General features: G+C 55.3%; 13 protein-coding genes. 7 read left to right on the top strand and 6 right to left on the bottom strand.

The window, feature by feature from the left end; all coding sequences use genetic code 11:
* Window positions 1-2 precede the first annotated feature (2 nt).
* The 3 genes from E2H98_RS06930 to ggt all read right to left on the bottom strand — a co-directional run bounded on the left by E2H98_RS06930 (window position 3) and on the right by ggt (window position 3,916).
* Window positions 3-1,145 carry a beta-ketoacyl-ACP synthase III gene (locus tag E2H98_RS06930; protein WP_133588549.1) on the bottom strand — a complete coding sequence of 381 codons (1,143 nt, stop codon included), beginning with the start codon at window positions 1,143-1,145 and terminating at the stop codon, window positions 3-5.
* Entirely contained in the window at window positions 1,142-2,080 is a 939-nt protein-coding gene (locus tag E2H98_RS06925) for a dialkylrecorsinol condensing enzyme (RefSeq protein WP_133588550.1), read from the bottom strand. The genes E2H98_RS06930 and E2H98_RS06925 overlap by 4 nt, the downstream gene beginning before the upstream one ends.
* A gap of 132 nt (window positions 2,081-2,212) precedes the next feature.
* Window positions 2,213-3,916, bottom strand: coding sequence for a gamma-glutamyltransferase (ggt, locus tag E2H98_RS06920; RefSeq protein WP_133588552.1), 1,704 nt, complete (start codon window positions 3,914-3,916; stop codon window positions 2,213-2,215).
* Between the two features lie 512 nt (window positions 3,917-4,428).
* Between ggt and E2H98_RS06915 the strand changes: the two genes are divergently transcribed.
* Window positions 4,429-5,619 carry a glycine C-acetyltransferase gene (locus tag E2H98_RS06915; RefSeq protein ID WP_133588554.1) on the top strand — a complete coding sequence of 397 codons (1,191 nt, stop codon included), beginning with the start codon at window positions 4,429-4,431 and terminating at the stop codon, window positions 5,617-5,619.
* Between the two features lie 125 nt (window positions 5,620-5,744).
* On the top strand, window positions 5,745-6,770 hold the full coding sequence (tdh, locus tag E2H98_RS06910) for an L-threonine 3-dehydrogenase (RefSeq protein WP_133588557.1): 1,026 nt from the start codon (window positions 5,745-5,747) through the stop codon (window positions 6,768-6,770).
* A 42-nt stretch (window positions 6,771-6,812) separates the two neighbouring features.
* On the opposite strand, the gene E2H98_RS06905 is transcribed toward tdh, so the two are convergent.
* A complete protein-coding gene (locus tag E2H98_RS06905) occupies window positions 6,813-7,733 on the bottom strand; it encodes a cation diffusion facilitator family transporter (protein ID WP_198325254.1) in 921 nt (306 codons plus the stop codon).
* A gap of 78 nt (window positions 7,734-7,811) precedes the next feature.
* On the opposite strand from E2H98_RS06905, the gene E2H98_RS06900 reads away from it, so the two are divergent.
* The 3 genes from E2H98_RS06900 to E2H98_RS06890 all read left to right on the top strand — a co-directional run bounded on the left by E2H98_RS06900 (window position 7,812) and on the right by E2H98_RS06890 (window position 9,712).
* Complete coding sequence (locus E2H98_RS06900; protein WP_133588560.1) at window positions 7,812-8,573, top strand: SDR family NAD(P)-dependent oxidoreductase; 762 nt, start codon at window positions 7,812-7,814, stop codon at window positions 8,571-8,573.
* Between the two features lie 77 nt (window positions 8,574-8,650).
* Window positions 8,651-9,148, top strand: coding sequence for a DUF6438 domain-containing protein (locus E2H98_RS06895; protein ID WP_133588562.1), 498 nt, complete (start codon window positions 8,651-8,653; stop codon window positions 9,146-9,148).
* Window positions 9,149-9,172: 24 nt separating this feature from the next.
* Window positions 9,173-9,712, top strand: coding sequence for a porin (locus tag E2H98_RS06890; RefSeq protein ID WP_133588564.1), 540 nt, complete (start codon window positions 9,173-9,175; stop codon window positions 9,710-9,712).
* A 52-nt stretch (window positions 9,713-9,764) separates the two neighbouring features.
* Here E2H98_RS06890 and E2H98_RS06885 read toward each other — a convergent pair whose 3' ends face one another.
* Entirely contained in the window at window positions 9,765-11,591 is a 1,827-nt protein-coding gene (locus E2H98_RS06885) for a M1 family metallopeptidase (RefSeq protein ID WP_133588566.1), read from the bottom strand.
* 137 nt (window positions 11,592-11,728) lie between these two features.
* Between E2H98_RS06885 and E2H98_RS06880 the strand changes: the two genes are divergently transcribed.
* Window positions 11,729-12,301: an FKBP-type peptidyl-prolyl cis-trans isomerase gene (locus E2H98_RS06880; RefSeq protein WP_133588568.1), complete on the top strand. Its 573-nt coding sequence runs from the start codon at window positions 11,729-11,731 to the stop codon at window positions 12,299-12,301.
* A 167-nt stretch (window positions 12,302-12,468) separates the two neighbouring features.
* On the opposite strand, the gene rph is transcribed toward E2H98_RS06880, so the two are convergent.
* The gene (gene rph, locus E2H98_RS06875) at window positions 12,469-13,185 is read right to left on the bottom strand and encodes a ribonuclease PH (protein ID WP_133588570.1); all 717 of its coding nucleotides are present in this window, start codon (window positions 13,183-13,185) and stop codon (window positions 12,469-12,471) included.
* Between the two features lie 98 nt (window positions 13,186-13,283).
* On the opposite strand from rph, the gene E2H98_RS06870 reads away from it, so the two are divergent.
* Window positions 13,284-14,147, top strand: a complete 864-nt coding sequence (locus tag E2H98_RS06870; protein ID WP_133588572.1) for a YicC/YloC family endoribonuclease — start codon at window positions 13,284-13,286, stop codon at window positions 14,145-14,147.
* The last annotated feature ends 4 nt before the right edge of the window (window positions 14,148-14,151 follow it).

Below are 14,151 nucleotides of genomic sequence, written 5' to 3'. Positions count from 1 at the left end.
TTTCAGACCACGGTCAGATGAATGAAAGCGCTGGAAAAGCGCCCGCTTTCCGGCACAAAGCAGAGTAAGCGCTGGCCTTTTTGGCAGACGCGCTGATTGAAGATTTCTTCCAGCATCAAATAGATGGAGGCCGAGCCGGTGTTACCGCGCTCTTTCAGATTGGTGAACCAGCGCTCAGCCGGAATGGCCATGCCGATTTCCGCGAGGCCTTCGGCGATCGGTTTCTCGAAAAAGTACGAGGACATATGCGGCAGGAACCAGTCGATTTGTTCGGCGCTAAGCCCGCGTTTTTTCCTCAGACTTTGCAGCGGTTTCACCAGGCAGTAATTGACGACATTGCTGTTCAGCAATTTGACGTCCTGTTTGACGGCCATGACCGACTGGGCGCCAAGTTCGGCGTGGGAGAACTGGCTCCAGCCGCGCAGCTTGCCGGCTTCATCCTTGACCGCGCCGGCATACATGCACGCGGGCAGTTCATGAGCATAAGAAAAGACATCAATCCAGTCGATGCGCAAGGAAATATCCTCGGCGTTCGGACGCGACTGAATCAGCACCGCGCCGGCGGCATCGGACAGCATCCAGCGCAGAAAATCTTTTTCGAAAGCGAGTTCAGGATTTTCTTCCAGCGCCTGAATACGCGCAGCCGTTTCGGCTTCGAATTGCTGCGAACGCATGACCAGCGACGCCACTTCCGAACCGGTCGCCACGGCCCGTTCGGCCTGGCCGGTCAGCACGCTCATCCAGGCATATTTCAGCGCTGTCGTGCCAGCCAGACAAATGCCGGCGGTGGTCACGACTTCGCAGGCCGGATTGCCGAGTTCGCCATGAACCATGACGCCATGGTTCGGCATCAGTTGATCGGGCATCGAGGTGCCGACACTCAGGCAATCGAGTTGTTCCAGTGCGAATTGCTCGCCGCACAAGCGGCGCACAGCCTGCGCGGTCAGTGAGGCGTTGTTGTAACGCGGCTGACCAGTGTTCGGACACAGCACATAATGGCGTTTTTGAATGCCATTGTTGCGCAACACGATGCGCTTGCTGCGTGAAGGTTTGCTGTTGACCGTGCCGAGCAATTGTTCCATTTGCTCGTTGGCGATCGGTTCATTGGGCAGATAAGCCGCAATGCGATTGATGTAAGCGTTCATGATGCTGTTCGTATGCGGTCCCGGGATGAACCAGAAGGTTGTTCGAACTGTTGCTTCAACTGCTCCAGTTTGTTCTTCAGCAGCGGCCGCAACAGGAATTTAATCAGCATCGTGATCGGCACGACGGTAATGATCATCGCCAGCAGGAACGTGACATAAATACCAAGGCCAATGCGGCGGATAAATGAACCGGGTTTGCCGAGTTTCGACAGTAACGTGCCCCAGATGGTGAATGAGCGCTTGCCGATTTTTTCGCTGGCGATCAAACGGGCATCGACATCGCAGGCACCGAGCCCTTGCAACATACTGCGTTGCTGTTGGCCTTTGCGTAGCGCTTCCTTAATCGCCTCACCAAAGCGCGAGCTGGCGTTGATGTCGCTGGGGGCAACACCGGCCGGCGGGAATTTCCAGAACGCGTTTTTCTTGCCGGTCAACATCCAGCGTGGTGTCGTGATAAATGTTGAAAAGGCATCGCCCTGATCGGTCAAGGCAATATGGTCGACATGATTGGCGCCATTGCGATTGAGTAAGGTTTTCACCGTTTCCTGCGCCATTAGCCACATATTGCGGCAGGCGGTAACGGTGACCACCGGGGTATTCGGCAGCAAGCGTTTGGCTTCTTCGCTTTGCAGAAAGGCGGTCAGCGGCGGTGGCGGCGACAGGAACCAAATCGGGTAGCCGATGATGATCAGGTCGTAGCGCTGATTCAGGTCCAGATGCAACGGCTTGATCGGTCCCGGTTTCAGCGTCACGGTTTCCGGAAAGGCATCGAGAAACTGCCAGAACGACCAGGGAAACGGGTAGGGTGTTTGCGGCTCAAGCTGACGCTCTTCGAGGCGGATATCCGACGCCATGCGCAACGGAAAAACCACCTGTTCCATTACTTGGGCCAGTTGACCACTCTGCGAGTACCAGAGCACCAGAACGCTTTTCATGCCAATACCACTAAACACGGGGCGTGCAAGGGTAATGCGCGGCCGCTTTTGTGACAAGCGCTACCGCGACGGCAAGCTATACAACGAAAGACCGGCGTACCGTCTGAAGGGTACGCCGAGGTGGACAATTATCTAGTAACCGGCCGCTTGCCCGTCCTTCCTCGACTCACTGGCGCCGATATATACGCCGTTGTCGGCTTTCTGGATCGCCTGATAGCCGCCGTAAGGGCCGAGCGCCCATTGCACTTGATGGCCTTTTTGCAGCAGGCCGCGAATCACTTCCCAGCCGAAACCCGATTCCAGATGCACGGTACCGCCGTCGGTCATCGTGCCGCCGGTCGGCTCCTGCACCGACTCCCAATACAGCCTTGGCGCGTCGCCGGCTTCCTGCAGGTTCATGCCGAAATCGATCAGGTTCATGACGATCTGGACATGGCCCTGCGGCTGCATGCCGCCGCCCATCAGGCCGAACGACACCCAGGGCTTGCCGTCCTTGGTGATAAAGGCCGGGATGATGGTCTGGAACGGACGCTTGCCCGGTGCGTAGACGTTGGCGTGGCCTTCCTCCAGCGAGAACAGCTCGCCGCGATCCTGCAGGATGAAGCCCAGGCCCGGCGGGGTCATGCCGGAGCCCATGCCGCGGTAATTGCTCTGGATCAGTGACACCATGTTGCCGTCCTTGTCGGCTGTGGTCAGGTAAATGGTGTCGCCTTCCTGCAGCACCTTCGGACCGGCGGCGACTTTTTTCATCGCCCGGTTCGGGTCGATGAGTTTCCGGCGCTCGTTGGCGTAGTCCTTGGAAATCAGTCTGTCGACCGGGGTTTTATAGAAATCCATATCGGCATAGAGCTTGGCCCGGTCGGCAAAGGCCAGTTTGATCGACTCGGTCAGCAGATGCAGGTGCTCGGCAGAGCCGAATGAAATGTTCGAAAAATCATAGCCTTCAAGAATATTCAGCGTTTGCAGCGCGGCGATGCCCTGGGTATTCGGCGGCAGCTCCCAAACGGTGTAGCCGCGGTAGTCGGTCGACACCGGCTCGACCCATTCACTGCGGTGGTTGGCCAGATCCTCGACGCTCAAATAACCGCCCTGGGCCTGCACGTAGTCGGCAATGGTCTTGGCGATTTTGCCGGTGTAGAAGCCGTCGCGGCCTTTGCTGGCGATGGTTTTCAGCGTGTAGGCCAAATGCGGATTGCGCCACATCTCGCCTTTGACCGGCGCCTTGCCGTCGCGGGTGAACTGCTCCTTGAAGCCGGGAAACTTGCTCAGCACCGGTGTGCTGCGCTGCCAGTAGTAGGCAATGACATCGGAGACCGGGAAGCCCTCGGTGGCGTAGTCGATGGTCGGCTGCAAAACCTTGTTCATCGGCAACTTGCCGAAGCGTTTATGCAACGTGAACCAGGCATCGACGGTGCCCGGTACGCTGACCGGCAGCGGGCCATGGGCCGGGATGTTGCTTACACCAAGTTTGTTGAGTTCTGCTTTCAGTTTCTCCAGCGTCAGTGCTTTCGGTGAGCGGCCGGAGCCGTTCAGACCATAGAGCTTCTGGCTTTTCGCGTCCCAGACTATTGCGTACAAATCGCCGCCGATGCCGTTGCCAGTTGGTTCCATCAGGCCGATGGCCGCATTGGCGGCGATGGCAGCATCGATGGCGTTACCGCCTTGTTTCATGATGTCGAGCGCCACCTGGGTCGCCAGCGGCTGGCTGGTCGCGGCCATCGCTTTCGGCGCGATGACTTCGGAGCGGGTGGCAAACGGGGCGTCGGTGATGCGATCGGCGCCGTGGCTGATGGTGGCGGACATGGTAAGCAACAGGGCAGTCAGCAGTTTATTCATCGTAGTCGCAATCGTGGTCGGGAAAGGCGAAAACATAAAGGGGTTGTTGGCGTTTGCCAAGTCACTGCGACGGAGTCGCCCGTGGCGCAGTGGTCGCGCGCGTTCCTGACGCGCTTGCGACACTTCCCACGTCCCTGTGGGGCGCAGAAATGAGGAGCGCAGTGTACTTGACGTACATGAGTGACGAATGACGCCGCAATGCGCCACGGGCGGCCCGTCCCTTCGGGTTGCGCCCAGAACAGCGCCATGCGGCGTTGCTCGTCGTTCATTTGGAATGACCAAACCACTCTCCTCGCGCCTTGCCTGGCGCCGCTCTGGGCGGCAACGCAGCGATTTGGCAAACGCCAACAGCCCCTGGCACAAATGCGCCGCAGCAGGTTTCGCGGGTCTGTCTGTGGGCAATATTGCCGCCTGCGTTTACGTTCAAAGCCGGGGATAAGACCACGTACTGCTTGAAAAGCCGCTAAAATAACGGCTTTCCGCCTATTCAGCCCCCAGGAATCTGAATTCTCATGCGTGACGCCTTTCTCCAGCATCTGCAAAGCCAAATCGAAGAACTGAAAGCCACCGGCCTATACAAAGACGAACGAGTCATCGATTCGCAGCAAACGGCCGACATTCATGTCACCAGCGGCGAATCGGTCATCAACTTCTGCGCCAACAACTATCTTGGCCTTGCCAACAACAAACAATTAATTGAAGCGGCCAAAAGCTCGCTCGATCAAAACGGTTTCGGCATGGCCTCGGTGCGTTTTATCTGCGGCACGCAAAAAGTGCACAAGGATCTGGAGCAGCGCTTGTCGAAGTTTCTCGGCACCGAAGACACCATTCTGTATTCGTCCTGCTTTGACGCCAACGGCGGTTTATTTGAAACCCTGCTCGGCGAAGAAGATGCGGTGATCAGCGACGCACTCAATCACGCTTCGATCATCGATGGTGTGCGTCTGTGCAAAGCCAAACGCTTTCGCTACAACAACAACGACATGGCCGATCTGGAAGCCAAGCTGAAAGAAGCTGAAGGCTGCCGCTTCAAATTGATCGCGACCGATGGTGTGTTCTCGATGGATGGCATCATCGCCAACCTGAAAGCGGTTTGCGATCTGGCCGACAAATACGGCGCCATGGTCATGGTCGATGACTCGCATGCCGTCGGCTTTATTGGTGACAAAGGTCGCGGCACTCATGAATTCTGTGGCGTTATGGATCGCGTCGACATCATCACCGGCACGCTGGGCAAAGCGCTCGGTGGCGCATCCGGTGGCTACACCTCCGGTCGCAAGGAAATCATCGATTGGCTGCGCAACCGTTCGCGTCCTTATCTGTTCTCGAACACGCTGATGCCGGCGATTGCTTCGGCAACGATTCGTTGTCTGGAATTGCTCGAAGGCGGTGAACACCTGCGCAATAAGCTGCGTAAGAATGCCGCCTACTTCCGCGAGAAAATGAGCGCACTCGGCTTTACCTTGGCCGGTGCCGATCATCCGATTATCCCGGTCATGCTCGGCGATGCCGCGTTGGCGAAAGAATTTGCCAACCGGATGCTGAAAGAAGGCATTTACGTCATTGGCTTTTCCTTCCCGGTGGTGCCGAAAGGTCAGGCCCGCATCCGCACGCAGATGTCGGCAGCGCATGAAACGCATCATATCGACAAGGCCGTCGCAGCATTTGCCAAAGTCGGTCGTGAACTGGGTGTGATCAAGTAACCCAATCTTCAGCAATTTTTGTTGCTCTCCGAAAAGGGAGTCCCGTGCGCCGAATGCCTCGACGGCAACGGGTTTGTCGAAAACGACAAAGACAAACAGAAGGCGCGAATTCAAACAGGTGAAACATGAAAACCCTTGCGAAAGCCAAAGCAGAACCGGGCATTTGGATGGTCGATGCACCAAAGCCACAAGTCGGCCCGAATGATGTGCTGATCAAAATCACCAAGACCGCGATCTGCGGTACCGACATGCACATCTACAAATGGGATGATTGGGCACAGAAAACCATTCCGGTGCCGATGGCCGTTGGCCACGAATACGTCGGCGTTGTCGCTGAAGTTGGTTCGGAAGTGCGCGGCCTGAAAATTGGCCAGCGCGTTTCCGGTGAAGGTCATTTGGTCTGCGGCCACTGCCGCAACTGCCGTGCCGGTCGTCGTCACTTGTGCCGCAACACCGTTGGCGTCGGCGTCAACCGCACCGGCGCGTTTGCCGAGTACTTGAGCATTCCGGCCGAAAACGCTTTTCCGATCCCTGATGATATTCCGGATGAAATCGCCGCCATTTTCGATCCGTTCGGTAACGCCACGCACACGGCGCTGTCATTCGAAATGGTCGGTGAAGACGTGCTGATCACCGGTGCCGGTCCGATTGGCATCATGGCCGTGGCGATCTGCCGTCATGTCGGCGCCCGTCATATCGTCATCACCGACGTCAACGAATACCGCTTGGGGCTGGCGAAGAAAATGGGCGCGACCCGCGCCGTCAACGTCAGCAAGGAAAACATCAAAGACGTCATGAAAGAACTGAAAATGAACGAAGGCTTTGATGTCGGACTGGAAATGTCCGGTGTGCCGCAAGCCTTCCGTTCGATGCTGGAAGTGATGAATCATGGCGGCAAAATAGCGATGCTCGGCATTCCGCCTTCAGAGGCCGCGATCGACTGGAATCAGGTGATTTTCAAGGGCCTGATCATCAAAGGCATTTACGGCCGTGAAATGTACGAAACCTGGTACAAGATGGTCGCGATGATTCAATCTGGTCTCGACTTAACACCGATCATCACCCATCAATTTCCGGTCGATGAATTCCAGCAAGGCTTTGAAACAATGGCTTCGGGGAATTCTGGCAAAGTGGTATTAAGCTGGACGTAATGTTGCTTTGATCCTCCTCCTTGTCAGGAGGGGGAACCACACTCAGCACTTCCCTTGTTCTCTATCCGCCATCGAACAATCGTCCGAAGCCCATTCGAATTCGATCGTGCTATGGGTAATCTGCCAATGTGGCATCAGCGCACGAACAGCTTTTTTGATCTGCTGTCGCTCCTGCTTATCGGTCTGTTCGCCAACGACCAGATGCGTGGTTAGTACATGGTGTTCGCCATCCAGTGACCAGAGATGGGTGTGATGGCAATCTACTACGCCGGCGATTTTCTTCAGCTCGGTTTCAATGTCATCAAGTGAAACGGAATCCGGCACGCCCTGCAAAAACAGATTCGCGGTTTGTTTGAAATGGCGCAGCACGTTGTACAGAATCCACAGCGTAATCAGCACCGAAAGCAGTGGGTCGAGAATCGGCATGGATTTGATCAGCATGACGATCGAGGCGACCAGCACTGCAACCCAGCCGAGCAAATCCTCGTACAAATGCCAGGCGAGCACGCGGGCATTCTGGGTCTTGTCGTTACGCAGTCGCCAGGCAGCAAAGCCATTAACGGCCACACCAAGCAAAGCCAAACCAAACATGCCTTCGGCGTGTACGGGTTCTGGTGACCAAAGCCGTGGCAATGCCTGCGACAGAATGATGACGCTACCGACGATCAGAATCACCGCATTGATAAACGCACCGAGCAGCGAAAAGCGGCGATAACCGTAGGAGAATTTTCGATCCGCCTCCTTCTTGGCATGCCGCTCCAGACGCCAGGCCATACCAATCGCCAGCGCGTCGCCGAAATCGTGCAGGGCATCAGACATGATCGCCAGCGAGTTGGTAAACCAGCCGCCGATGAACTCAACAATCGAGAACAGCAGGTTCAGCCAGAACGCCAACTGCAAGTTGCCCTCACCGTGGTGGTGATGGTGGCTGTGTCCATGAGAGTGTCCGTGATGATCGTGCATGAACAGGTCTCGAAACGTTAAACTTGCGGCCATTGGGCCATGAGCCCCTAGCCTAAGCTTAACAACGAGGAAAAATCCATGGCAAAACGGCCCGTTGCATTGATCACCGGCGCTTCAACCGGGTTTGGTGCCGCCATCGCCACACGCCTGGCTGATGAAGGTTACGATTTGATTTTGCTGGCGCGCCGCTTGGAAAAATTACAGGCGCTGGCGGAGCAGCTCCCGGTTTCTTCACACCTGATTGCCTGTGATCTGCGTGAGCAGGAAGCGGTGCGCGCCGCCATAGCGGCGATTCCTGCTGAATTTGCCGACATTGACGTGCTGATCAACAACGCCGGTCTGGCGCTGGGATTGGAGCCTGCTCATCGTGCTGACTGGCAGGATTGGCAGCAAATGATCGACACCAATTGCACGGCATTGGCGTTGATGACGCGTTTGATTTTGCCGGGCATGGTCGAGCGTCAAAAAGGTCACTTGGTCATGATGGGCTCAATTGCCGGCGCCTATGCTTATCCCGGCGGTAACGCCTACGGTGCGACAAAAGCGTTTGTCGAACAGTTTGCCCGCAATTTGCGCGCTGATCTGCTCGGCACCGGCATTCGGGTAACCAATATCGAGCCGGGCTTGGTCGGCGGCAGTGAATTTTCACTGGTGCGTTTCAAAGGCGATGTCGAAAAAGCGGCAACGGTTTATAAAGGCGCCAATGCCTTACAACCAGAAGATATCGCCGAGTCCGTTGCCTGGGCGTTGAAACAGCCCAAGCACGTCAATATCAACAGCATTGAAATCATGCCAGTATCGCAAGCGCACGGACCGTTGGCGATTCATCGAAAAACTTGATCATTGCTATTTAACTGCCGTTCAGCTTGGCGATGTTATAAAACCTGCCATCGCCAACTTTTACGGCAGGTAGTGCAATGCATGGGCTACTCAAACTCGTGGCCATTACGTGTCTGATCAGTGGTTGTCAGACGCCGCAGGCCACGTCCGCAACCTCATCACCGCCGAACGAGTCGCTGGTTTATGAACAAGGCCCTTGTTTTGGTTTTTGCCCGGTCTATCGTTTTGAAGTGCAGCGCGATGGCCAATATGTCTATATCGGTGAACGTCACACCCAACAAACCGGCCGTCATCAAGGTGTGCTGATGGCCGAGCAAACGGCAAAGCTGTTCTCGCTCTATCAATCAATCCAAGCCTTGTCATTGCCGGAGCGTATCGATAGTGCCCATTGCGAACTGTACGCGACCGACCACAGTTACCTTCGCCTCAGCTACCAACGCGAAAATGCATCATGGTCCTTGCATCACGATTTGGGCTGTCACGAATTCGATAAACGCGAAGCCTTGCTGGAATTGGAGCAACAAATTCAACGGGTACTGCCGATCAATCGCTGGGTAAATCCGGTTGATCAATAATTCTTGTCCACTGAAGGAGAAAACATGAGCGTCATACGAGCAGGTGTGCTGGTAGCCTTGTCAGCCGTTTCGGCCAATGCGTTTGCCGATTGGTCTTTCTTTGCCGGCGTCAATCAGAACACCATTGATAAAACCGTAACGCGGTCCGCATCATTGGAGTCGGTTGATGACGAGGCTGGCGGCTACGAGCTGGGTTTGTCATATCAATTATTTGATATTGTCGGCCTTGAAGCCGGTTACACCTCTTTCGGTAGTTTCGATTTCGATTCGCTGGATTGTCCGCAAGCCTGTATTCCGGAGCCCATTCGTAGTGAGTTGGATGTAACGGCCTGGAACGTTGGCGTTAATGCGCGAATCCCACTTGGCGCCTTTGCACTCAGAGCGTCGGCAAATCGTTATCTTTTTGATGAAGATGACAGTGAGTTGTTGCTGGAGGACGATGAGTGGGTATTCCGCGCCGGTCTGGATTACGAATTTACTGACAATCTAGCGCTCGGCGTCGGCTACAAATCGGGCGATGTAATCGAAAGCGGTTATGATGCCCGGGTAACATTCAGTTTCTAATCGAGATGAAAAGAACAAGGCCCTGCAGTGCAGGGCCTTTTTTTGTTGAAGATTACTGCAAAGCTTTTTCAGCGGAAGTAGTGGTAATCGGGTGATAACCCACTTTCGCTTCAGCAAACACTTTCTGCGCCCAGGCTTTGTTCGTTGGCGTCTTCGCCAGTTCCTGATACAGCGGAATGACGAACTTGCGACGGCCAATCGAAATTAAATAATGCTCCAGGCGCTTTCTTGCCGGTTGGTAATCGGCTTTGATCGAAGCCAATAACCAGCTGAATGCCAGCTCGTTGTTACGCGTTTCGGTCAGCTTGAAGGCCTTGTCGAGTTTGGCCATTTGCTCGGCGGTTGGCTTTTGCAACAACTGGTTCAGGAAATGCGCCCACTCGTGCATGCCCCATTCTTTGGTCGCAAGCTTTTCAGCAGGCGTTCTGCCACTGACAAAGGCCTGCCATTGCTTTTCCACCTGAGCAAAGCGATCGGTGTAAGGCCGCGGCGCATCTTTCGGCATGCCGGTGCCGTATAACCATTCTTCCACTTTGGCTTTGCTGACCAGTGTAGGCGCCTGTGCCAGTAAATGCTGTTGCAGATACTGGTAGAACTGTTCGGTATTGATGGTGCCGAACGCATGATCAGCAAAGTATTTTTTCAGGAAGGCATCAAACCGTTCACGACCGAATTTTTCTTCCAGGTAATGCAGGAAGAACTGACCTTTGACATACGGAATGCGGCTGAACGTATCATCCGGATCGCGGCCAACAACTTTCGGCGTCAGCGTCTGGTCGACTTCGATGGTTTCCTTCATGTCGACCGCCAATTCCTGCAGTGACAGCACCTGCTCCATGACCGCGCGATCGCGACCATAGATTTCTTCCATGATGCGATTTTCCAGGTACGAGGTGAAACCTTCGTTGATCCACAGATCGCGCCAGGTCGAGTTGGTCACCAGATTACCGGACCAGCTATGCGCCAGTTCGTGGGCGATCAATGACACCTGCGAGCGATCACCAGCAAGCACCGTTGGTGTGATAAAACTTAAGCGCGGATTTTCCATGCCACCGAACGGAAAGCTTGGCGGCAAAATCAGCAGGTCGTACCGATCCCAGGCGTAAGGGCCGTACATCTGCTCGGTGATTTGCACCATTTTTTCGGTGTCGGCGAATTCATGTACCGAGGCTTTAATCATCGATGGCTCAGCGTAAACGCCGGTGCGATCGCTCATCGCCGCGAATTCCAAATCACCGACAGCAATGGCGATCAAATACGATGGGATCGCTTGCGGCATCTTGAATGTGAAGCGGCCATTCAGCGCGGCTTTCGGATCATTATCGGCGCTCATCACCGCGCGCAGCGCTTTCGGCGTGTGAATGACGGCGTCGTAAGTGATACGCACTTGCGGTGAGTCCTGCAGCGGAATAAAGCTGCGGGCATGAATCGCTTGTGCTTGCGAGAACATGAACGGTTGCTGTTTGCCGGCGGTCATTTCCTTGCTGAGCCATTGCAGGCCGGATGCCTGCGGCTGACTGCTGTAATGAATTTCGACCTTGCTGGCGTTTTTCGGCAACTGAATACGCAGCGCCTGGCCGCGAATTTCATCCAGCGGCGCCAGCGTGAATGGCGTGTCTTTCAAGGTTTTGTCGCCGGCTTTGACGGCTTTGATCAGCAGATCGCGGGTGTCGACGACAAACTCGCTGGCGTCTTTGTTGACTCGCTTGATCATGTGGGTGGCGGTGCCACTCAGCGTTTTCTGTTCAAAGTCGACCTTCAGATCGAGGCTCAGATGGGTGCTGCGCACCTGCTCGGGTTCGGCGAACGAATGCCAATCGGCATCGGCTATCGCAGCAGAGCTGGCACAAACAAACAGTACAGAAAGCCAGGTTTTCATATTTGCTGGTCTTAGGTATCGCTGGGAAAGGGGGGTCAATGGTACGCAAGAAACTTGAGGAAAAACAAACGCAACTATTGCGCAAAAAGCGTACAATGCCGCCCCTTTCTGCAGAAGTATGGTTTCAGGAGTCCCCTATGACGATCGCCGAACACAAGGTGGTTAGCATCCATTACACCCTGCGTGATCCGTCCGGCGCGGTGATCGACAGTTCCGAAGGCAACGAGCCGTTGCAATACATCCAGGGCATGGGCAACATCATTCCCGGTCTGGAAAGCGCCATGCTCGGCAAGAACGTCGGCGACAAGCTCGACGTCGTCGTCGACCCGAAAGAGGGCTACGGTGAGCGCAGCGAAGATCTGATTCAGGTGCTGCCGCGTTCGATGTTTGCCGGTATCGACACCATTGAAATCGGCCAACAATTCCAGGCGACCGGCGGCAACGGCCCGGTGGTCATCACCGTTACCGAAGTCGGCGATGACACGGTCACCGTTGACGGCAACCACGAGCTGGCCGGTGTTGAACTGCACTTCGCGGTCGAAGTTGTTGACGTTCGCGATGCTACCGCGGAAGAAATTCTGCACGGTCACACCCATGGCGGTGGCGGCTGCTGCGGTGGCGGTCATCATCACGATGATGACGATGAGCACGCGCATGAACACGAACATGGCCACGGCGGTTGTGGTGGTGGCGGTTGCCACTCACACTAAGCGTCAGAAATAAAAAAAGCCCGCAATCGCGGGCTTTTTTTATTTCCCCTCCTGACAAGGGCGAGTCGGTTAAAAATCACTGTGCCAGTGCACAGTGATTCCGGCGCAGCGCCAGCCGCTCTGTCGGCTGGGCGGGGGCTAGGGGGGGTATTTTTTTCAGGCCTGCTTTACGCACCAACACTCTGACGCTGAATATCAAACAACTCGCGGCAGCCCTGACGGCCGAGCTCCAACAATGAGGTAAGTTGCTCGGTCGAGAAAGCTTCGCCTTCAGCCGTGCCTTGCACTTCAATAAAGCCGCCGGTTTCGGTCATGACGATATTCATGTCGGTTTCACAGCCGGAATCTTCCGGATAATCCAAATCCAGAACCGGCTCGCCTTGAAAAATACCAACACTGATCGCCGAAACCCAATGCCGGAACGGATTGCCTTTGACCAGATTGTTTTTACGCATGTATTGGACGGCGTCGTACAGCGCCACGCAAGCACCGGTAATCGAAGCGCAACGAGTGCCGCCATCAGCCTGAATGACATCGCAATCAATGGTGAGCGTGAATTCACCAAGCTGCTCAAGACTGACCGCCGAGCGCAAGGCGCGACCGATCAGGCGCTGAATTTCCAGCGTGCGGCCACCCTGTTTACCACGGCTCGATTCGCGGTCGCTGCGGGTATGGGTCGCCCGTGGCAGCATGCCGTACTCAGCCGTCAACCAGCCTTGGCCTTTGCCCTTAAGAAAGCGCGGCACGCCCTCAATGACCGACGCCGTACAAATCACCTTGGTGTCGCCACACTCGACCAGCACCGAACCTTCGGCATGACGGGTGTATTGGCGGGTGAGCGTATACGGGCGCAATTGATTGGCGGTGCGTTGGCTTGGACGCATGCGGGGAGACCTGTTTGGCTGAGGAAAACCGGCATTATAACCGCATCAATCTGCTTTAATTGCTAAACTAGCGACCCTCATTGCAAGAGTTGCACGCCATGATTTACAGCATGACCGCCTTTGCCCGACGCGAACACACCTCGGAGCTCGGCACACTGGTATGGGAAATCCGCTCGGTCAACCAGCGTTTTCTGGAAACCAATCTGCGCTTGCCGGAAACCTTGCGGGTATTGGAGCCGGCCATTCGCGAAAGCGCCAAGCAAAAACTGGGGCGCGGCAAACTCGACTGCACCTTGCGTTACGAACCGGCCGCCGCCGCCAATTTGCCAGCCGTCAATGAAGCGCTGGTCATGCAATTGCAGCAATTGAGCCTGCGTTTGACCGCGATGGGGGTTGAAGGCAAATCGCTGTCGCATTCCGATATTCTGCGCTGGCCCGGTGTGCTGCAAACCGCCGAGTCCGATGCCGAAGCATTGATGAAGCAAGCCACCGATTTGTTTGAACAAGCGCTCGATGATTTAATCGCGATGCGCGCCCGCGAAGGCGAATCCTTGGCGCAATTACTGCGTGAACGCTTGGATGGCATTGAAGAGCAAGTGAAAAAAGCCTTTGTGCTGATGCCGGAAACAAAAATCAAACAGCGCGAGAAACTACTGGCTCGTTTTGAAGAAGCCAAAGTTGAACTGGAGCCAACCCGGTTGGAGCAGGAAATGGTGCTGTTTGCCCAACGAATTGACGTTGAAGAAGAACTCGACCGGCTGAACACCCACGTCACCGAAATTCGTCGCCTATTGAGAAATGGCGGAACGATAGGACGACGTCTCGATTTTCTGATTCAGGAATTGCACCGTGAGGCCAACACCCTCGGCTCGAAATCGACGACACCGGAGTCGACAGCGATTTCGGTGGAATTGAAAGTCTATATCGAACAAATGCGCGAACAAGTCCAGAACATCGAATAAGGCG

Source organism: Permianibacter aggregans (assembly GCF_009756665.1).
Classification (GTDB): domain Bacteria; phylum Pseudomonadota; class Gammaproteobacteria; order Enterobacterales; family Permianibacteraceae; genus Permianibacter; species Permianibacter aggregans.
Note: the sequence above shows the minus strand (reverse complement) of the source record. Positions and strands in the feature narration are given on the sequence as shown.